17 protein-coding genes are annotated in these 18,585 nt (G+C 61.6%); 6 read left to right on the forward strand and 11 right to left on the reverse strand.

Annotation, left to right across the window (positions count from 1 at the left end; genetic code table 11):
• Positions 1-85: 85 nt before the first annotated feature.
• From KGA89_RS19460 to KGA89_RS19475, 4 genes are all read left to right on the forward strand, one after another.
• The gene (locus KGA89_RS19460) at positions 86-1,465 is read left to right on the forward strand and encodes a UDP-glucose dehydrogenase family protein (RefSeq protein WP_003202001.1); all 1,380 of its coding nucleotides are present in this window, start codon (positions 86-88) and stop codon (positions 1,463-1,465) included.
• A gap of 176 nt (positions 1,466-1,641) precedes the next feature.
• Complete coding sequence (locus KGA89_RS19465) at positions 1,642-2,349, forward strand: HPP family protein (RefSeq protein ID WP_003202003.1); 708 nt, start codon at positions 1,642-1,644, stop codon at positions 2,347-2,349.
• A gap of 134 nt (positions 2,350-2,483) precedes the next feature.
• Positions 2,484-3,590: an enoyl-CoA hydratase/isomerase family protein gene (locus KGA89_RS19470; RefSeq protein WP_223472314.1), complete on the forward strand. Its 1,107-nt coding sequence runs from the start codon at positions 2,484-2,486 to the stop codon at positions 3,588-3,590.
• A gap of 3 nt (positions 3,591-3,593) precedes the next feature.
• Complete coding sequence (locus KGA89_RS19475; protein ID WP_003202007.1) at positions 3,594-4,745, forward strand: acyl-CoA dehydrogenase family protein; 1,152 nt, start codon at positions 3,594-3,596, stop codon at positions 4,743-4,745.
• A gap of 243 nt (positions 4,746-4,988) precedes the next feature.
• Here the strand turns inward: KGA89_RS19475 and KGA89_RS19480 are convergent, their stop codons facing one another.
• From KGA89_RS19480 to pssA, 11 genes are all read right to left on the reverse strand, one after another.
• Positions 4,989-5,762: an enoyl-CoA hydratase gene (locus KGA89_RS19480; protein ID WP_003202009.1), complete on the reverse strand. Its 774-nt coding sequence runs from the start codon at positions 5,760-5,762 to the stop codon at positions 4,989-4,991.
• Positions 5,763-5,775: 13 nt separating this feature from the next.
• The gene (locus KGA89_RS19485) at positions 5,776-6,903 is read right to left on the reverse strand and encodes an acyl-CoA dehydrogenase (protein ID WP_223472315.1); all 1,128 of its coding nucleotides are present in this window, start codon (positions 6,901-6,903) and stop codon (positions 5,776-5,778) included.
• A 9-nt stretch (positions 6,904-6,912) separates the two neighbouring features.
• Positions 6,913-8,103 carry an acetyl-CoA C-acyltransferase gene (locus tag KGA89_RS19490; RefSeq protein WP_161796641.1) on the reverse strand — a complete coding sequence of 397 codons (1,191 nt, stop codon included), beginning with the start codon at positions 8,101-8,103 and terminating at the stop codon, positions 6,913-6,915.
• 12 nt (positions 8,104-8,115) lie between these two features.
• The gene (locus KGA89_RS19495; RefSeq protein WP_003202015.1) at positions 8,116-8,877 is read right to left on the reverse strand and encodes an SDR family NAD(P)-dependent oxidoreductase; all 762 of its coding nucleotides are present in this window, start codon (positions 8,875-8,877) and stop codon (positions 8,116-8,118) included.
• Between the two features lie 16 nt (positions 8,878-8,893).
• Complete coding sequence (locus KGA89_RS19500) at positions 8,894-10,558, reverse strand: AMP-binding protein (RefSeq protein ID WP_223472316.1); 1,665 nt, start codon at positions 10,556-10,558, stop codon at positions 8,894-8,896.
• A 262-nt stretch (positions 10,559-10,820) separates the two neighbouring features.
• Positions 10,821-12,245 (reverse strand): ArnT family glycosyltransferase, encoded by a 1,425-nt coding sequence (locus KGA89_RS19505; protein WP_223472317.1) that lies wholly within the window; start codon positions 12,243-12,245, stop codon positions 10,821-10,823.
• 100 nt (positions 12,246-12,345) lie between these two features.
• The gene (locus KGA89_RS19510; protein ID WP_003202020.1) at positions 12,346-12,639 is read right to left on the reverse strand and encodes a lipid-A-disaccharide synthase N-terminal domain-containing protein; all 294 of its coding nucleotides are present in this window, start codon (positions 12,637-12,639) and stop codon (positions 12,346-12,348) included.
• Position 12,640: 1 nt separating this feature from the next.
• Positions 12,641-13,384 (reverse strand): glycosyltransferase family 2 protein, encoded by a 744-nt coding sequence (locus tag KGA89_RS19515; RefSeq protein ID WP_003202022.1) that lies wholly within the window; start codon positions 13,382-13,384, stop codon positions 12,641-12,643.
• Between the two features lie 33 nt (positions 13,385-13,417).
• The gene (locus tag KGA89_RS19520; protein WP_042956570.1) at positions 13,418-14,389 is read right to left on the reverse strand and encodes an NAD-dependent epimerase; all 972 of its coding nucleotides are present in this window, start codon (positions 14,387-14,389) and stop codon (positions 13,418-13,420) included.
• A gap of 321 nt (positions 14,390-14,710) precedes the next feature.
• Positions 14,711-15,727 (reverse strand): AraC family transcriptional regulator, encoded by a 1,017-nt coding sequence (locus tag KGA89_RS19525; RefSeq protein ID WP_223472318.1) that lies wholly within the window; start codon positions 15,725-15,727, stop codon positions 14,711-14,713.
• Between the two features lie 11 nt (positions 15,728-15,738).
• Positions 15,739-17,082, reverse strand: coding sequence for a CDP-diacylglycerol--serine O-phosphatidyltransferase (pssA, locus tag KGA89_RS19530; protein WP_003202029.1), 1,344 nt, complete (start codon positions 17,080-17,082; stop codon positions 15,739-15,741).
• Positions 17,083-17,203: 121 nt separating this feature from the next.
• Here pssA and KGA89_RS19535 point away from each other — a divergent pair, with 121 nt between their 5' ends.
• Entirely contained in the window at positions 17,204-17,767 is a 564-nt protein-coding gene (locus tag KGA89_RS19535) for a TetR/AcrR family transcriptional regulator (RefSeq protein WP_003202031.1), read from the forward strand.
• Between the two features lie 36 nt (positions 17,768-17,803).
• On the forward strand, positions 17,804-18,283 hold the full coding sequence (locus KGA89_RS19540) for a DUF1348 family protein (protein ID WP_046062452.1): 480 nt from the start codon (positions 17,804-17,806) through the stop codon (positions 18,281-18,283).
• Positions 18,284-18,585: the final 302 nt, after the last annotated feature.

An 18,585-nucleotide genomic window follows, 5' to 3' on the forward strand; every position in this document is an offset into this window, starting at 1 on the left:
TCCCCGACTTATTCTGGACCGAGCGCACGGCGGCGAATGGCTGGTTGTGCATGTCGCCCGCTCGGAACGATCCAGGGAGTTCGCCATGAAAATCAGTGTATTCGGAAGTGGTTACGTAGGCTTGGTGCAAGCCGCCGTGTTGGCCGAAGTGGGCCATGACGTGGTGTGCATGGACATCGATGAGCGCAAGGTCGACAGCCTGCGCCAAGGCCAAGTGAGCATTTACGAGCCTGGCCTGGCCGCGCTGGTGCGTGAAGGCCTGGAGGCTGGCCGTTTGCATTTCACCTGCGACGAACAGCTCGCCGTGCAGCACGGCCAGGTACTTTTTATCGCAGTGGGCACGCCTTCCCGGGACGATGGCAGTGCCGATCTGAGCCAGGTTCTGGCCGTCGGCGAGGCCGTCGCCCGCTACCGCGAGCAACCGCTCATTGTGGTGGAGAAGTCCACCGTGCCGGTGGGCACCGGCGACGTTCTGCGGGCGCACATCGACAAATGCCTGCTCAAGGCCAGTCGCCTGCTGCAGTTCGATATTGTCTCCAACCCCGAATTTCTCAAGGAAGGCTCGGCGGTCGCCGATTGCCGTCGTCCGGATCGCATCGTGATCGGCTGCGAACGCGATGAAGTGCGCGAAACCATGCGCGACCTGTATGCCCCGTTCAACCGCAACCACGACCGGGTCCTGTTCATGGACCTGCGCAGCGCCGAGCTGACCAAATACGCCGCCAACGGCATGCTGGCGACCAAGATCAGTTTTATCAACCAGATCGCCGAACTGGCCGAGCACCTGGGGGCCGACATCGAGTCCGTGCGCCTGGGCATCGGCGCCGACTCGCGCATTGGCTATCACTTCATTTACCCGGGATGCGGCTACGGTGGCTCGTGCTTTCCCAAGGACATGCGAGCCCTGATCCACACGGCCGAGCAGGCTCATTGCTCCAGCGACCTGCTGCAAGCGGTGGAAGCCATCAACGGGCGGCAGAAACACAAGCTGTTCGAGCGGATCAATGCGTTCTACCAGGGCGACCTGCGCGGCAAGACCTTCGCCCTGTGGGGCCTGGCCTTCAAGCCCAACACCGACGACATGCGCGACGCACCGAGCCGCACCTTGCTGGAATCGCTTTGGGCCGCGGGTGCCAGCGTCCGCGCGTTCGACCCGGAGGCGATGCAGCAGACGCAATTGCTCTACCCCGACGAGCCCCGACTCATGCTGATGGGCACGCCGGAATCGGTGTTGCCGGGAGCCGACGCGTTGGTCATCTGTACCGAGTGGCAGCCCTTCAAGGCGCCGGACTTCGACCTGATCCAGCAACGGCTCAAGGCCCCGGTGATTTTTGACGGTCGTAACCTGTTCGATCCGGAGCGCATGGCCGACAAGGGTTTCACCTATTTCCCGATGGGTCGCGGGCAGTCGCGCAACCTGCCTATCGCCCAGCAAACGTGGTTCCCAGCTTCGAGAAGCGCGTGAACTGTGGCGTTACCTCAAAATTAATGCACTCAACCAGCATTAATATGAATTTGTCAGCAGGGGTCGTGAACGGCACACTGTGCGCCGTTCCTCCCCCAACTGTTGGAACACTTAAAGGGCTTTCTGGGACTTTCCCGTAAGCCCCTTTTTTTGTTCGTTTTCTGGATTTTCGCTTAATGCTTTCTCGCTGGTTCCCCGCTGCTATCAATACCCGTCCCACCGAATGGAGCCGCGCCGCCATCGGCATGGCGCTGGGGACGATGTTCAGTGTCTGGCTTTGCGGGCAGGTATTTGGCCTTGAGGTGGCGCAACACCTCATCGGCCCCCTCGGCGCCTCAGCGGTGCTGTTGTTTGCAGTGTCATCGGGCGCCCTCGCCCAGCCCTGGTCGATTGTCGGCGGTTATCTGTGTGCGTCGGTCGTCGCGCTGCTGGTGGCCCATGTATTGGGCCGCACGCTGGGTAGCGCCTGCCTGGCGGCGGGCATGGCGCTGGTGTTGATGTGCTGGCTGCGTTGCCTGCATCCGCCGGCAGGCGCCCTGGCGGCGACGCTGGTGCTGGCGGCCCCGTCTATCATTGCCTTGGACTGGCAAGCCGTTGGTGCGGCGATGCTGGCCGGCTCCGGGCTGCTGGCCTTTGCGCTGGCCTACAACAACCTGACGCGGGTGCGCTATCCCAGGCGTGCCAGCGAACCGCTGGCCGTCATACCGGCTGACCACCCTCCCGTCGACCGCCAGGCGATCACGGCCGAAGACCTGAAACTGGCCCTGGCGGAAATGGAAGCATTCTTTGACGTCACACCGGAAGATCTTGAGCAATTGATCCACGTCAGCGAGCGAAATGCCAAGCGTCGCAGCATCGCGGAGGTTCTCTCTAGTCGCGGTTGAGCCTGTGGCTGCTATAAATATGCAGAAAGGACCTGCACGTATCCCGGTTGTGCAATGCAAATTTGCACTGGTACGATCCTGAATGGGTACGCGCGACACAATTCATAAAGAAGAATAAAAGCAGGGAGTTAGCGATGACAGCTCAGGTTTCATCACACGCCGCGGGAACCATCGAAACCGCGGCCTATGAGGTGCTGGTCGAAGTTCGCAATCACATTGGCCATTTGACCCTGAACCGCCCCGCCGGCCTCAATGCCCTCACCCTGGGCATGGTGCGCAGCTTGCAGCAACAACTTGATACCTGGGCCCTCGACCCACAGATCCGCGCCGTGGTGCTGCGTGGTGCGGGCGAGAAGGCGTTTTGCGCCGGCGGTGATATCCGTTCGTTGTACGACAGCCACAAGCAGGGCGACACCCTGCACGAAGATTTCTTCGTCGAGGAATACGCCCTCGACCTGACGATTCATCACTACCGCAAACCGATCGTCGCCTTGATGGACGGCTTCGTGCTGGGCGGCGGCATGGGGCTGGCACAAGGTGCCGACCTGCGGGTGGTCACCGAGCGCAGCCGCCTGGGCATGCCGGAAGTCGGCATCGGGTATTTCCCGGACGTGGGCGGCAGTTACTTCCTGCCGCGCATTCCTGGCGAACTGGGTATCTACCTGGGCGTCAGCGGCGTGCAGATCCGTGCGTCTGACGCCTTGTATTGCGGGCTGGCCGACTGGTATCTGGACAGTCGCAAGCTTGAACAGCTCGATGCGCGCCTCGATCACCTGGAGTGGGGTGATACACCACTCAAGGACCTGCAGAGCCTGCTGGCCAAGCTTGGTGTGCAACAGCTGCCTGCCCCGCCCCTGGCCGATTTGCGGCCAGCCATCGACCATTTCTTTGGCCTGCCCGACGTGCCGAGCATGGTCGAGCAGTTGCGCCAGGTCACCGTCGCCAACAGCCACGAATGGGCAATAAAGACCGCCGACCTGCTGGACAGCCGCTCTCCCCTGGCCATGGCCGTGACCCTGGAAATGCTGCGGCGCGGTCGGCATTTGAGCCTGGAAGAATGTTTTGCCCTGGAACTGCATCTGGATCAGCAATGGTTCGAACGCGGTGACCTGATCGAAGGCGTGCGCGCCTTGCTGATCGACAAAGACAAGAACCCGCGTTGGAACCCGCCGACCCTGGAGGCGCTGGACGCCGACCATGTGGCGAGCTTCTTCGACGGCTTCGACGACCACGGGAACTGAGCCATGCATGACCTCGAACTGACCGAAGAACAAGTGATGATCCGCGACATGGCCCGGGACTTCGCCCGTGGCGAAATCGCTCCCCATGCCCAGGCGTGGGAAAAAGCCGGCTGGATTGACGACGGCCTGGTGGCGAAGATGGGTGAGCTAGGCCTGTTGGGGATGGTGGTGCCGGAAGAATGGGGCGGTACCTACGTCGATTACGTCGCCTATGCCCTGGCCGTGGAGGAAATCTCCGCAGGCGACGGTGCTACCGGCGCACTGATGAGCATTCACAATTCGGTGGGTTGCGGGCCTGTGCTGAATTTCGGCACCGACGAACAAAAGCAGACGTGGTTGGCCGACCTCGCCAGTGGCCAGGCCATTGGTTGCTTCTGCCTGACCGAGCCCCAGGCCGGCTCCGAAGCCCACAACCTGCGCACCCGGGCCGAATTGCGCGATGGCCAGTGGGTTATCAACGGTGCCAAGCAGTTCGTCAGCAATGGCAAGCGAGCCAAACTGGCGATCGTGTTTGCCGTGACGGACCCGGAACTGGGCAAGAAAGGCATTTCGGCGTTCCTGGTGCCCACCGATACGCCGGGTTTCATCGTTGATCGCACCGAACACAAAATGGGCATCCGCGCCTCGGACACCTGCGCGGTCACCTTGAGCAACTGCACCATCCCCGAGGCCAATCTGTTGGGGGCTCGCGGTAAAGGCCTGGCCATCGCCCTGTCCAACCTGGAAGGCGGCCGCATCGGCATCGCCGCACAAGCCTTGGGCATCGCCCGTGCGGCCTTTGAAGCGGCGCTGGCTTACGCGCGCGATCGGGTTCAGTTCGACAAGCCGATCATCGAGCACCAGAGCATCGCCAACCTGCTGGCCGACATGCACACCCGCATAAACGCCACCCGCCTGCTCATCCTCCACGCCGCCCGCCTTCGCAGCGCGGGCAAGCCGTGCCTGTCAGAAGCCTCCCAGGCCAAGCTGTTTGCCTCGGAAATGGCCGAGAAAGTCTGCTCCTCGGCGATACAGATTCATGGTGGGTATGGGTATCTCGAGGATTATCCGGTAGAGCGCTACTACCGCGATGCGCGGATTACCCAGATTTATGAAGGGTCGAGCGAGATACAGCGGATGGTGATTGCCCGGGAGCTGAAGCACTACCTGGTGTAACGGCAGGAAAAGCATCGCGAGCAAGCTTTGCTCCCACTGAATCTACGCTGCACACAGAATACTTGTGGGAACAAGGCTTGCCCGCGATAGCGGTGTATCAGCCATTTATAGGCTGAATGTACCGCCGCCATCGCGGGCAAGCCCAGCTCCCACAGGGTTCAGTGGTGTACACAGATACTGCGTACAGCCCAGATCCACTGTGGGAGCGAGCTTGCTCGCGATGGCGTCAGTGAGACCGCCGCGTTACTTGTCCTGGAACTCCGCCGCACGCTTGGCCACGAATGCCGCCATGCCTTCCTTCTGATCCTGCGTCGCAAACGCCGCATGGAATACCCGCCGCTCGAAGCGCACGCCTTCGGACAGGCTGACCTCAAAGGCGCGGTTGACGCTTTCCTTGACCATCATGCTGATGGGCACCGACTTGGAGGCGATCAACGCTGCAGTTTTAAGCGCCTCGTCCAGCAGCTCATCGGCCGGTAGGATCCGCGCGACGATGCCGCAGCGTTCGGCTTCCACCGCATCGATGAAGCGCCCGGTCAGGCACATTTCCATGGCCTTGGCCTTGCCCACCGCGCGGGTCAGGCGTTGGGTGCCGCCCATGCCTGGCAGCACGCCGAGGTTGACCTCCGGCTGGCCGAACTTGGCGTTGTCGCCTGCCAGGATGAAGTCGCACATCAACGCCAGCTCACACCCCCCGCCCAAGGCAAAACCGTTCACCGCCGCTATGATCGGCTTGCGACGGTTGGCCACGCGGTCGCTGTCGCTGAACAGGTCGTCCAGGTAGATCTGCGGGTAGGTCAGTTCGGCCATTTCCTTGATGTCGGCACCGGCGGCAAAGGCTTTTTTCGAACCGGTCAGCACGATGCAGCCAATCTTCGGATCAGCCTCCAGGCTGTCCAGCGCCTGGTTCAGTTCGCTGACGATCTGCGCATTCAAGGCGTTCAATGCCTGGGGACGGTTGAGGGTGATCAGGCCGACGCGGTCCTTGATCTCCAATAAAATCGTTTCGTAGCTCATGCAGGACTCCTGTTCAAAGATTGCGCGAAATGACCATGCGCTGAATGTCGCTGGTGCCTTCGTAGATCTGGCAGACTCGCACGTCGCGGTAGATGCGCTCCAGCGGGAAGTCGTTGAGGTAACCGTAGCCGCCCAGGGTCTGCAACGCCATGGAGCAGACCTTTTCAGCCATTTCCGAGGCGAACAGCTTGGCCATGGAGGCCTCCACCAGCGCCGGTTGGCCACTGTCTCGCAGGGCGGCGGCGTAGTGCACCATTTGCCGGGCCACGGCGATCTGGGTCGCCATGTCGGCCAGGCGGAACGCCACGGCCTGGTGCTCGATGATCGGCTTGCCGAAACTGGAGCGCTCCCGCGCATAGTCCCGGGCCGCCTCGAACGCCGCGCGGGCCATGCCCACCGCTTGCGCCGCGATGCCCACGCGCCCGCCTTCCAGGTTCGCCAGGGCGATCTTGTAGCCCTCGCCCTCCTCCCCCAGGCGATTGCCCACTGGCACCTTCAAATCCTCGAAGAGGATCTGGCAGGTGTCGGAAGCGTGTTGGCCGAGTTTGTCTTCGACCCGGGCCACGCTGTAGCCCGGCGAATCGGTCGGCACGATGAACGCACTGATGCCACGCTTGCCGGCGCTCGGATCGGTCACCGCGAACACAATCACCACTCCGGCGTTCTGCCCGGACGTGATGAACTGCTTGCAACCGTTGAGCACGTAATGATCACCCTCCAGCCGCGCCCGCGTCTTGAGGCTGCTGGCGTCCGAACCGGCCTGGGGCTCGGTCAGGGCGAAGGCGCCAAGCATCGCGCCACTGGCCAGGGGCGTGAGGAATTTCGCCTTCTGCTCATCGTTGCCGAACTTGAGGATCGGCACGCAACCCACCGAGTTGTGCACGCTCATGATGGTCGAGCATGCGCCGTCGCCGGCGGCGACTTCTTCCAGGGTCATCGCGTAGGCCAGGTAACCGGTGTCACAACCACCCCACTGCTCCGGCACCAGCATGCCGAAGAAGCCCAGTTCGGCCATTTCATCGATGGCTTCCCGGGGAAAACGGTGCTCGCGGTCCCATTCGGCGGCGAACGGTTTCAAGCGTTCCTCGGCGAATTGCCGAGCCATTTCGCGGATTTGGGTCTGTTCTTCAGTCGGGAGCATGGTGATTCCTTAATACAGGCATTCGACGGCCATGGCCGTGGCTTCGCCGCCGCCGATGCAAATGGCCGCGACGCCGCGCTTGAGCCCCTTCTGGCGCAACGCCGACAGCAGGGTCACCAGGATCCGTGCGCCAGACGCGCCAATCGGGTGGCCCAGCGCACAGGCACCGCCGTGGACGTTGACCTTGTCATGGGCAATCTCCAGCTTGTCCATGGTCACCAGACTCACCACGGCAAAGGCTTCGTTGACTTCGAACAGGTCGACTTGATCCAGCGACCAACCGGTCTTTTGCATCAGCTTCTTCACGGCGCCAATCGGTGCGGTGGGAAACAGGCTCGGGGTATCGGCAAACGCCGCGTGACCGTGAATCACTGCCAGGGGCTTGAGGCCACGCTGGACGGCCTGGCTCTGGCGCATCAGCACCAGCGCCGCGGCACCATCGGAAATGGAACTGGAATTGGCCGCCGTCACCGTGCCGCCCTCGCGGAATGCCGGCTTGAGCGAGGCGATCTTGTCGATCCGGGCCTTGGGTGGCTGCTCGTCGTGGCGCACGGTCACTTGTTCCTTGCCGACCATGACCTGCAACGGCACGATCTCGGCATCGAAACTGCCGTCCTTGATCGCCTGCTGGGCGCGGGTGGTGGACGCAATGGCGAAGGCATCCTGGGCCTCGCGACTGAAGCCATTGGCCTCGGCGCAATCTTCGGCGAAGGTGCCCATCAGCCGACCTTTGTCGTAGGCGTCTTCCAGGCCGTCGAGGAACATGTGGTCGAGCACCCGGCCATGGCCCATCCGGTAACCGCTGCGGGCCCGATCGAGCAGGTACGGCGCGTTGGACATGCTTTCCATGCCGCCGGCCACCACCACTTCGGCGCTGCCGGCGATGAGCATGTCATGGGCGAGGATCGCCGCTTCCATGCCCGAGCCACACATCTTGTTGAGCGTGGTGCAGCGGGTCGACTTGTCGAGGCCGGCACCCAGCGCGGCCTGACGCGCCGGTGCCTGGCCCAGGCCGGCGGCGAGCACGCAACCGAACAGCACTTCTTCAACCGCGTCGGGTGCGATGCCGGCACGCTCCACGGCGGCCTTGATGGCGGCGGCACCCAACTGCGGGGCGCTGAGGCTTTTCAGTTCGCCCTGGAAGCCGCCCATGGGTGTACGGACGGCGCTGACGATGACAATAGGATCGTTGGACATCATGAATCCTCCTGATTATTTGGCTGCCATACGCAAGGCACCGTCGAGACGGATCACCTCGCCGTTGAGCATGCTGTTCTCAATGATATGCCTGACCAGCGCCGCATACTCGGAAGGTTTCCCAAGGCGCGGCGGAAACGGCACGCCGGCGGCCAGGGAATCACGGACTTCCGGGGTCATGCCGGCCATCATCGGGGTCTCGAAAATCCCTGGCGCAATGGTCATCACCCGGATGCCAAAACGCGCCAGCTCGCGGGCGGCCGGCAATGTCAGGCTGGCGATGGCGCCTTTGGATGCAGCGTAAGCCGCCTGGCCGATCTGTCCATCGAAGGCCGCCACCGACGCGGTATTGATGATCACCCCGCGCTCGCCGTCGGCGTCTGCCTCGGTTTCGGCAATGGCCGCAGCCGCCAGGCGCAGCAGGTTGAAGCTGCCGATCAGATTGACGTTGATCACCTGGCTGAAGCTGGCCAGCGCGTGGGGACCGTTCTTGCCGAGGATCTTCTCGCCGCGCACGATACCGGCGCAGTTCACCAGACCATTGAGACCACCGAACGCATCGACCGTGGCCTTGACCGCCGCTTCAGCCGCCGCTTCGTTACTGATGTCGGCCACCACGCTCTGGCAGCCCAGTTTTTGCGCCTGGGCGGCCACGGCGTCGGCGTTGAGGTCCACCAGCATCACTTTGGCACCGGCCTTGACCAGCATTTCGCCGGTGGCCGCGCCGAGGCCGGAAGCACCGCCGCTGACGAGAAAAATCTTGTTGTCGATCTGCATCATGGTTTCCTTGGATTCAAGCTGAAACGTTCTGCGCCGCAGCCTCTTGAGCTTTGGCGATTTCCTGGTTGCGCAAGATAAAGCGCTGCAACTTGCCGCTTGGGGTTTTCGGCAAGTCGCTGACAAATTCGATTTCACGGGGATAGGCATGGGCCGCCAGGCGCTTGCGCACGTGCTGGCGCAATTCTTCGGCCAGTTCCGCAGAGGCACGGTACTGCGCGCTGAGTACCACGAAGGCCTTCACCAGCTCGGTGCGTTCCGGATCAGGCTTGCCGATCACCGCCGCTTCCACCACCGCCGCGTGTTCGATCAGCGCGCTTTCCACGTCGAACGGACCGACCCGGTAGCCGGACGTGGTAATCACGTCGTCGCTGCGGCCTACGAAACTGATGCTGCCGTCCGGGTTCAGCTCCACGGTATCGCCGCTCAAGTAGTAGTCACCGACGAAGGCCTTGGTCGGCCCGCCTTCGTAACCGGCGAACCAGCACATGGGCGACTGGCTGCGGTCCAGTGCGAGAATGCCCGGCTGGCCTACGCCCAGCTCGCGCTGGTTTTCATCCAGCACCGCGATCCGATGGCCTGGCGAAGCAAAGCCGGCCGCGCCCAGGTGCACCGGGTGTTCCAGCCCATGGTGGTTGCACAGCACCATGCCCAGTTCGGTCTGGCCGTAATGGTCGTGGATCACCACGTTCAGGTTGTCGGCGAACCAACGGATCACCTCCGGGTTCAATGGCTCACCGGCGCTGCTGACGATGCGCAGCTTGCCCTTGATCGAGCGGGCAAACTGCTCGCCACCGGCAATCAACAGGCGATAGGCCGTGGGCGAGCCGGTGAGGTTGGTGATGCCGTATTTGTTGATGACCCGGCAGGTGCTTTCCAGGGTGAACGGGCCATCGTAGAAGGTAATCGGATGCCCCATGGCCAGCGGCCCGGTCACGCCAAAATAGATGCCGTAGGCCCAGCCCGGGTCGGCGACGTTCCAGAAGGCGTCTTCGGGACGCAGGTCTACCGCGTCACGGGTGTAGTTCTGGAACGCAACGATGGCCTTGAGTGGCACCGACAGCGCCTTGGCAGGTCCTGTGGTGCCGGAGGTGAACATCAGCAGGAACGGGTCTTCGCCGGTGAGCATCAGCGGTTCGCACTGGCTGGAGTGGTTCGCCACCTCGGCCCAGAAACTGTAGTCGCCACGCACGATGCCCTGGCCCTTTTCGCCGCCGACCGTGACGATGGTGGGACAACCGGCGACTTCGTCGAGCTTGGGACGGTTGACCGCATCGGTGACGACCAAGCGCGCTCCAGAACTGCCGAGGCGGTGCTCGATGGCCTTGGGCCCGAATGCGGTGAACAACGGTTGATACACTGCCCCAATGCGCCAGGTGGCGAGCACCACGATCAGCAGTTCAGCGGTGCGCGGCAACAGACCGGCCACTTTGTCGCCCTTGCCGATGCCTTGGGCGCGCAGGAAATTGGCGAACCGCGCGGCGTTGTCCTGCAGGTCACGGTAAGTCCAAGTCGCATCGCTGCCGTCACGGCCCTCCCAGAACAAGGCGATGCGCCCTGGCAACGCATGCCGGTCGCAACACTCTACGCAGGCATTGAGCGCCTCGAGCGAGCCGTGCAGTGCAGTGTTGACGGTGTGCAGGTAATCGAACTGCGAAGTGGCGGACGAATAATCGCGCATGACCAGCATCCCTCTGTGGTTTTTATTGGTTGGGGGAACCGTGAATAGCAGGCAAATACTCGCGCCGAAGGGCTGTGGCGGCAATGGTCAAAGCTTTCAAGTTGCTTGACTGGTTTGGCCATGGTTCAGGGATGTGGTGTTGTTTAGGCACTCATCGCGAACAAGCTCGCTCCCACAGGGGATTTATGATGGACCTCGATTTTGTGACCACCCAAGCACCAATGTGGGAGCGAGCTTGCTGGCGATGGCGGCGGTTCAGCCGCTACAAGGGCTGCTGCCAGGCAAACGAATACACCTTCTCCGGCGTTGGCGACTGACAGCGCTGGTTGTCCGCATCAACCCCCACCAGGAACCACTCGGCCCTTGAGGTATTGCCGACCCGGCGAGCTTTTTGCGGGTCGTAACAGCGGGCCAGGTCCCGAGCGGGCACCAGGGCGAAGGCCTGCGGGTGGCTGCGTAGCCAGGTGGCGGATTGTTCCAGGGAGTTGCCGTTATAAAAGCCGAAATGCACGATGGGTTGCTGGGCGAACAGCCAATGGCCCTCACGCCAACCCACGAGCACCAACTCGGCATTTGCAGTCATTCCGGCGACATCGCGCATCAAGGTCTGGTGGGGGTTGATGCCTTCCTTGTGGGGCTCGACGAAGCCGCGCACAAACCAGGCACACAACCACAGCGCAACCAGCACATTGAAGACCGCCCTGCCCCTTGGGCGCGCGCCAAACCAGCGGCGTAGCAGCCACGGCACAAGCGGCGCCACCACCAGAATCAACGCGGGTAACGCGGGAAAGATATACAACTTGCGTTTGCCGCTGCTCAGGCTAAAGAACACCAACACCAGCAGTACCCAACCGAGCAGCACCAGCACCCGACCGTCATGCTTGAGCAATTGTCTGCGCCAGGCCGGCACCAGCCAGGGGAGCATGAACACAATCGGCAGCCAGTACTTCGGAATCACCTGGACGAAGAAGTACCAGAAAGGTTCGCGGTGTTCCCATGCGTTGGCATAACGCCCAGCGGTCTGCTTGAACAGGATTTCCTGGGCGTACGCCAGGCTGTCGGCACTGCCCTGCGCGACAATCATCAGCAAGGGCCCCAGCCATAACGCAATGGCGGCCAATGCTACGACCAGCCCCAGCCACCAGCGTCCTGCCTGGCCAGGCATGGCCACCACCCCTTTCCAACCTTTGCGCAGCGCATAGGCGTAGGGAATCAGCATCAGCACCGGCAGAAAACCCACGCCTTTGCTGATGATCCCGAACCCCATCGCCGCACAGGCCACGTAGTACCAACGCCAGGCCGGGCCGAGCAACACGTGCCGGCACAAGCCATAGATCCCCAGGATGGTCCAGAGCGCAAGGAAACCATCGATCTGCCCGGTGCGCAGGATGCTGTAGGTCTGGTAGGTCGCGAGAAACAAGAGCGCCGCGATCACCCCCACGCGCCGTCCCCACAAGCGTCGGCCCAGGTCATACAGGCACGCGGTGGTGACGGCGCCTGCCAGCAGCGCGGGCAAGTACAGGGCAACTTTGGGCAGGTGGGTCAGTTGCACGAACAGCGCCACCGTCCACATGAACAGCGGCGGTTTGTCGGCGTAGATTTCACCGGCGCGATGGGGAATGAACCATGAGCCGTTCTGCAGCATCTCCAGGGCAACGCCAAGGAAGCGCTCCTCATCGACGTTCATCGGTTGGCGCCAGCCAAGGCCAGCGCCCACTATGATCAAGGCCAATACCACCAACGCCAGGAGCTCGAGCCGCGAGGAAGATAATCGTATCCGCACCGGTTCAGCCCTTCTTGGTCAGTTCGGGGTTTTCCTGCTCATGATGCTTGGCGATCAACTGTAAATTGCGCAGGTAAACGATAAAGCCGAAAGACTGGCCGACAATGAACACCGGGTCTTCGCGGTAAATGGCATAGGCCAGCAACAGCGCGCTACCGATGATGCTCAGGTACCAGAAGCCAACGGGAATCATGCTGCGCTTCTTGTATTCGCTGTACAGCCATTGCAGGGCAAAACGCCCGGTGAATGCCAATTGACCACCGAAGCCAACGGCCAACCACAACGATTCTCTGCCCATTTCAAACCTCGGTTTCTTGTGCGTTGACATCCAGGCGGGTGCGCTTGATCAGCCACCACACCCCGAACAGATCGACAATGCCCACCAGCGCCCGGTCCAGATTGCCGTAGTTGGACACCCCGGCCCCGCGCTCACGGTGATTGACCGGTTGAACCAGCATTCGGCCGTTGTGACGGCGGATCAGCGCCGGGATAAAACGGTGCATGTGATCGAAATACGGCAGGCGCAGAAACGCCTCGCGCTCGATCAGCTTGATGCCGCAACCGGTGTCGGGCGTCTGGTCCTTGAGCAGGCTGGCGCGCAGTTTGTTGGCAAATCGCGAGGCCCAACGCTTGCTCGCCGTGTCCCGGCGGTTGACGCGATGCCCTGCCACCAGCTTGACGCCCGCGGGGGTGCCTTCGGAGCCGCGCACCAGGTCGAGCATTTTCGGCAGATCGGCCGGATCGTTCTGACCGTCGCCGTCCAGGGTTGCCAACCAATGCCCGCGTGCCACTTCAGCGGCGTGGTAGATCGAGGTGCTCTGGCCGAGGGAACGGGTGTGGCTGAGCACTCGCAATTGCTGGTAGCCACTGCCTTGTAAGGTTCTTAACTCAGCGGCGGTGGCGTCGGTGCTCCCATCGTCCACCACGATGACCTCAAAGTTCTCATTGGCCAACGCCGTGCGCACTTCTTCGAGAAGTGGGATGAGATTGCCAGCCTCGTTTTTGGCCGGAATCAGGACCGACACATAAGGGGTTTCGTGCATGATGCTCCAGAAAAGATGCTGGGAAATGAGGGGTTAGACGGCGTAATAGTCGCGGTACCAATCGACAAACGACTGCACACCGACCGGCACTGCGACCTGTGGGCGAAACCCCACCCGCTCCTCCAATTCACGAGTGTCCGCCCACGTGTTGACCACGTCGCCCGATTGCAACGGCAAGAAATTCTTTATCGCGCGGATGCCCAGCGCTTCTTCAATGCACTCGATAAACTGCAAAAGCTTCACCGGTGAGCCGAAACCGATGTTGTAGACCTTATTGCACACGCCGGTCTCATCGGTCGGCGGCAGCGGTATCAGCCGCACGAGGCCCTCGACGATGTCGTCGATATAGGTGAAATCGCGAGACATCGCACCGTCGTTGTAAACGTCGATGGTGCGACCGTTGAGGATGGCATCGGTGAATTTGAACGGCGCCATGTCGGGCCGTCCCCAAGGCCCATACACGGTAAAAAACCGCAGGCCGGTGGTGGGAATTCCATAGAGATGCGAGTAAGCGTGGGCCATCAGTTCATTGGCGCGCTTGGTCGCCGCATAGAACGATACGGGCTGATCGACGGGGTCGGTCGTGGCGTATGGCAGGCGGTCATTCAAGCCATACACCGAGCTGCTTGAGGCGAAGATCAGGTGCGCCGGCCGATGGGCGCGGCAGGCTTCCAATATGTTGAGGAAACCTACCAGGTTGCTTTGCGCATAAACGTCCGGGTTGTCGATGGAATAACGCACGCCGGCTTGGGCCGCGAGGTGAACGACTTGGTCGAAGGCATGTTCGGCAAACAACTCCAACAGCGCGTGCTTGTCTGCCACATCCAGCAACTGAAAGCGGAAATCGCGGCATTCGGTCAACTGAGCCAGTCGTGCCTGTTTCAGCTCGACGCTGTAGTAGCTGTTGAGGTTGTCGATGCCAATGACCTGATGGCCATCGCTGCACAGCCGCTTGGCGGTATGAAATCCGATGAACCCTGCGACGCCGGTGACGAGTACTTTCATACGTCTCGTCCTTGCGGACCTTTCCCAACGGCGTGACAGGACCTGACTTGCAAACCGACACAATCGCTACCCAAAACGGTCACTTGCATACATTACTCTGATGGATGGCCTGGCTTTTCCGGCACCTGCAGAGGCTTATATCAAACATAGATGACGGTTTTATGAGCGGTAAATGACGCGATCGAACCCCTGTGGGAGCGAGCTTGCTCGCGATGAGGGCCTGATAGTCAATGAAGAGGTGGCTGGGCCACCGCTATCGCGAGCAAACTCGCTCCCACAAGGGGACTTGGGCAGGCACAAGATTGGAGGCCACCCGATGGGTCAATCAGGGTCGTTGAGAATCAGGCTGCGATAATGCCCGGGGTTGGAGCCGGACCATTTGCGAAACGCCTTGTAGAAGGAGCTGGCATCGGCAAAACCCAGGCGCGAGGCGATTTCGACGAAACTGATGGAGGGCTCGGCCAGCCAGGTGATTGCCAGATCCTTGCGCACGCTGTCCTTGAGGCCCTGGTAAGTCTGGCCCTCCTCCGCCAGGCGGCGGCGCAGGGTGGACGCGGACACGCACAACTGCTGGGCCAGCGCCTCGGTTTCCGGCCACTGTTCGGCAGGCAACTGCCGCAGGTCGTGCCGGATACGGCTGGCCAGGCTTTGCGGGTTGCGGTATTTGACCAGGATGTTGGCCGGGGCCTGGGCCAGGAAGCGCTTGAGCTCATCAGCGTTGCGCCTGATCGGCAGGTCGAGGCATTCAGCCGCGAGAATCATCCGGGTGCGCGGCCGGCCAAAACGCAGGTTCTGGGAAAACATCACCCGATAGTCGTCGCAGAAATCCGGTGCCGGGCAACGCAGTTCGACGGAAAGAATGGGAATGCGCCGCCCGGCCAGCCAGCAGGCCACGCCATGGACGATCATCCAATAGGTGAAATAGGTAAAGGCCCGGCGCGGTTCCTGATCGTCTTCCAGCAGCACGATCTCCGCCAGGCTTTGCTGGCGCATCCACTGGGCCGGCAGATGTTCGAGCATCAGCGACAGAAACCCCAGCCCCGCCGTCAAGCCGCTCGCCAGCGTGGGCTGGGCCATGGCGCACTGACAGAGAAACGCCAGGCTGCCGGACTTGAGCTTGCGCGGGTCCATGCCAAAAAACTCGTCATCCAGACGCCGGGCGAGCAAACGCCAGAGCCGCGCATAGGCATGGGCCGGCACCCGCGCCTGGGTGTCGTCGAGCAACGCAGGGTCTATGCCTACCTTGTTCAGGACCTCATCGGTAGCCGCTCCGGGGGCGCAGCTCTGCAGCAGCGCCTCTCGCACCAACTGGATGGAGATGGTGTCTTTTTTCGACATGGCGCGGGTGTTCACAGGATCCGGTAAAGCAGCCGTTCTATCCGCACCCGGCTGACCCGCTTCAGGAACCTGGCCACGGCGTCGGGGTAATCCGGCAGGGTTTCCAGGTCCAGGTAACGTTCGATCCGGCGGGTGTGGCGGTAGATCTGTTCAAGCTCGGCCTGGCGCGGCGCCAGCAACTCGCCCTTGGGGTCGTCCAGCAACAGCGCGTTTTCCAGGTCCAGGCGAAAGGCCCGCGGGTTGAGGTTATTACCGGTCAGCAAGGTGTAGCGCTCGTCGATCCACATGCCCTTGAGGTGATAGGTGTTGTCCCCGTCACGCCACAGGTGCAGGTTCAATTGGCCGCTGTCGATAGCGCGCTGATGGCGTTTGGCGAAGCGCCGCAAGCTGATTTCGTAGAGGTATGGCAGCGCCGCGATGATCTTGAACGGCTCGCTTGGCGGAATGTAGAAGTCGTTGGCGGTCTTGTCGCCGACGATTATGTCGATCTTGACCCCGCGGGCCAGGGCGCGATTGAGCTCCCGGGTCACCGCCAGGGGCAGGTTGAAATACGGTGTGCAAATGGTCAGTTGCTGGCGGCTGCTGGCGATCAGTTCGCCGATCACCCGGCTCAGCGGATTGTTCTTGCCCACCCCCAGCAACGGGCTTACCGACAGGCCGCTCTTGTCGAGGCTGCCAACGCTGGTGTCATAGGTCGCGTACTTGAGGCGACTGCGCAAATCGCCGATGTCCTTGCGCAAACTGCGGGTGCTGGGCAGGTTCGGCAGATCCAGGCGGTGCACGGCCCTGGAGGTGACCAGGCCGTGCTGCACCAGGTGATGCATCGAATCGGCCAGTGCCGTGTTCTGCAGCAGGTGATAGCGGTCGTAGCGGTACTTGTCGAACTTGTGCAGGTAGACGTTATTCAGGCTGGCGCCGCTGTAGAGCACACAGTCGTCAATCACGAAGCCTTTCAAGTGCAGCACGCCGAACAGCTCGCGGGTCTGCACCGGCACGCCGTAGATCGGCACTTCGCTGGCATGGGTGCGAGTCTGTTCCTGGTACCACGCCGAGTTGCCCGGCTGCTTCTTGGCGCCGATCAGCCCGCGCTGGGCCCGCAGCCAGTCCACCACCACGACCACATCCAGTTCCGGGCGCGCGGCCTTGGCGGCATGCAAGGCATCGAGGATTTCCTGGCCGGCCTCGTCCTGTTGCAGGTACAACGCGACGATGTAGATGCGCTGGGTGGCCTGGGCGATTTTCTCCAGCAGGCAACGGCGGAATTGGGCAGCGCCATCGAGGATGGTCACCGCGTCGGCGGTCAGTGCAAAGCTGCGCAGCTTGGGCAGCAGGGAGCGTTTGAAAAGCGACGGCATAGGGCTCGCAAAAGGTCGATTCCGAAGAACGGATGAGCTTACACCATGGATGGGTTTGGGTCTTCCTGTCCTCAAGAAAAAAAGACTTGACCAAGGAGAACGATCATTCTACTTTTGTTTCATGAACGAAATCACTGGTAATGAAACACGAGACATCATCCTCGATGTCGCCGAAAAGTTAATCTATAAAAGTGGCATCGCCGCCACCGGCATGGACCTTCTGGTGAAAACCGCCGGCGTCTCCAGGAAAAGTGTCTATCGCTACTTCGCCAACAAGGACGACCTGATCGTGGCCGCCCTCAGGCGGCGGGACGAACGCTGGATGCACTGGTTCAGCACCGAGGTGGACAAGGCGCCGACCCCGACTGCACGGCTGCTCAACCTGTTCACCGTGCTCAAGGGCTGGTTCGACAGCGAAGGTTTCCGCGGCTGTGCCTTCATCAACACCAGTGGCGAAACCGGCGATCCTCAGGATCCGGTCCGCCTGGTGGCGAAGCTGCACAAACAGAAGTTGCTCGATTACATAACCCGGCTGTGCGTCGAACAAGGTGTCCAGAACCCGGACGCACTGGCCCGCCAACTGCTGATTCTGATTGACGGCGCGATTACCGTGGCGCTGGTCATGGGCGACCACAGCGCGGCTGACGACGCCCAGGACATGCTGAAGATGTTGTTACACGCCTGAGCTGTTGGACCTTGTGCAATTCATTGGAGATCCGCCATGTCTGCTTCTTCCGAAGTTCGTCCGCCGTTGCCGCCGTTCACTCGTGAATCGGCGATCGAGAAAGTTCGCCTGGCCGAAGACGGCTGGAACTCTCGTGATCCACAAAAAGTATCCCTGGCCTACACGCTGGATACTCAATGGCGTAACCGCGCCGAATTCGCCCATAACCGCGAGGAAGCCAAGGCGTTCCTGACTCGCAAATGGGCCAAGGAGCTGGATTATCGGCTGATCAAGGAGCTCTGGGCCTTCACCGATAACCGCATCGCCGTGCGCTATGCCTACGAATGGCACGACGACTCGGGCAACTGGTTCCGCTCCTACGGCAACGAAAACTGGGAGTTCGATGAGCAAGGCCTGATGTACAACCGTTACGCCTGCATCAACGACATGCCGATCAAGGAAAGCGAGCGCAAGTTCCGCTGGCCGCTAGGCCGCCGGCCGGATGATCATCCTGGGTTGTCTGAGTTGGGGTTGTAACGCTTTCGACTGACCTGCCGCCATCGCGAGCAAGCTCGCTCCCACATTGGATTTCAGCGAATACACATGGTGTGTCCGACATGGAACCCCCTGTGGGAGCGAGCCTGCTCGCGATGGCGGCCTGACTGAGTACATATCCATTTCTGCAGTAATGGCGGCTTAGGGTTCCGCCCTTTGTATGGACTCGCCTCCACTGTCTACCCGCTTTTCAACACTGCTACCCGGCTGCATCTATGTATAAGGCCTATTCGAGGAAGCCCATCTTTGGCTTCTGGCCAACATTGGTTGAGCTCGCGGTATGC

Source organism: Pseudomonas sp. A-RE-22 (assembly GCF_019956035.1).
Taxonomy (GTDB): Bacteria; Pseudomonadota; Gammaproteobacteria; order Pseudomonadales; family Pseudomonadaceae; genus Aquipseudomonas; species Aquipseudomonas brassicacearum.

What these genes read in the sequence shown, in the direction of transcription:
- KGA89_RS19460 (WP_003202001.1), top strand. Translation starts at nt 86, where the DNA reads ATGAAAATCAGTGTATTCGGAAGTGGTTACGTAGGCTTGGTGCAAGCC.
- KGA89_RS19465 (WP_003202003.1), top strand. Translation starts at nt 1,642, where the DNA reads ATGCTTTCTCGCTGGTTCCCCGCTGCTATCAATACCCGTCCCACCGAA.
- KGA89_RS19470 (WP_223472314.1), top strand. Translation starts at nt 2,484, where the DNA reads ATGACAGCTCAGGTTTCATCACACGCCGCGGGAACCATCGAAACCGCG.
- KGA89_RS19475 (WP_003202007.1), top strand. Translation starts at nt 3,594, where the DNA reads ATGCATGACCTCGAACTGACCGAAGAACAAGTGATGATCCGCGACATG.
- KGA89_RS19480 (WP_003202009.1), bottom strand. Translation starts at nt 5,762, where the DNA reads ATGAGCTACGAAACGATTTTATTGGAGATCAAGGACCGCGTCGGCCTG.
- KGA89_RS19485 (WP_223472315.1), bottom strand. Translation starts at nt 6,903, where the DNA reads ATGCTCCCGACTGAAGAACAGACCCAAATCCGCGAAATGGCTCGGCAA.
- KGA89_RS19490 (WP_161796641.1), bottom strand. Translation starts at nt 8,103, where the DNA reads ATGATGTCCAACGATCCTATTGTCATCGTCAGCGCCGTCCGTACACCC.
- KGA89_RS19495 (WP_003202015.1), bottom strand. Translation starts at nt 8,877, where the DNA reads ATGCAGATCGACAACAAGATTTTTCTCGTCAGCGGCGGTGCTTCCGGC.
- KGA89_RS19500 (WP_223472316.1), bottom strand. Translation starts at nt 10,558, where the DNA reads ATGCGCGATTATTCGTCCGCCACTTCGCAGTTCGATTACCTGCACACC.
- KGA89_RS19505 (WP_223472317.1), bottom strand. Translation starts at nt 12,245, where the DNA reads ATGAACGTCGATGAGGAGCGCTTCCTTGGCGTTGCCCTGGAGATGCTG.
- KGA89_RS19510 (WP_003202020.1), bottom strand. Translation starts at nt 12,639, where the DNA reads ATGGGCAGAGAATCGTTGTGGTTGGCCGTTGGCTTCGGTGGTCAATTG.
- KGA89_RS19515 (WP_003202022.1), bottom strand. Translation starts at nt 13,384, where the DNA reads ATGCACGAAACCCCTTATGTGTCGGTCCTGATTCCGGCCAAAAACGAG.
- KGA89_RS19520 (WP_042956570.1), bottom strand. Translation starts at nt 14,389, where the DNA reads ATGAAAGTACTCGTCACCGGCGTCGCAGGGTTCATCGGATTTCATACC.
- KGA89_RS19525 (WP_223472318.1), bottom strand. Translation starts at nt 15,727, where the DNA reads ATGTCGAAAAAAGACACCATCTCCATCCAGTTGGTGCGAGAGGCGCTG.
- pssA (WP_003202029.1), bottom strand. Translation starts at nt 17,082, where the DNA reads ATGCCGTCGCTTTTCAAACGCTCCCTGCTGCCCAAGCTGCGCAGCTTT.
- KGA89_RS19535 (WP_003202031.1), top strand. Translation starts at nt 17,204, where the DNA reads ATGAACGAAATCACTGGTAATGAAACACGAGACATCATCCTCGATGTC.
- KGA89_RS19540 (WP_046062452.1), top strand. Translation starts at nt 17,804, where the DNA reads ATGTCTGCTTCTTCCGAAGTTCGTCCGCCGTTGCCGCCGTTCACTCGT.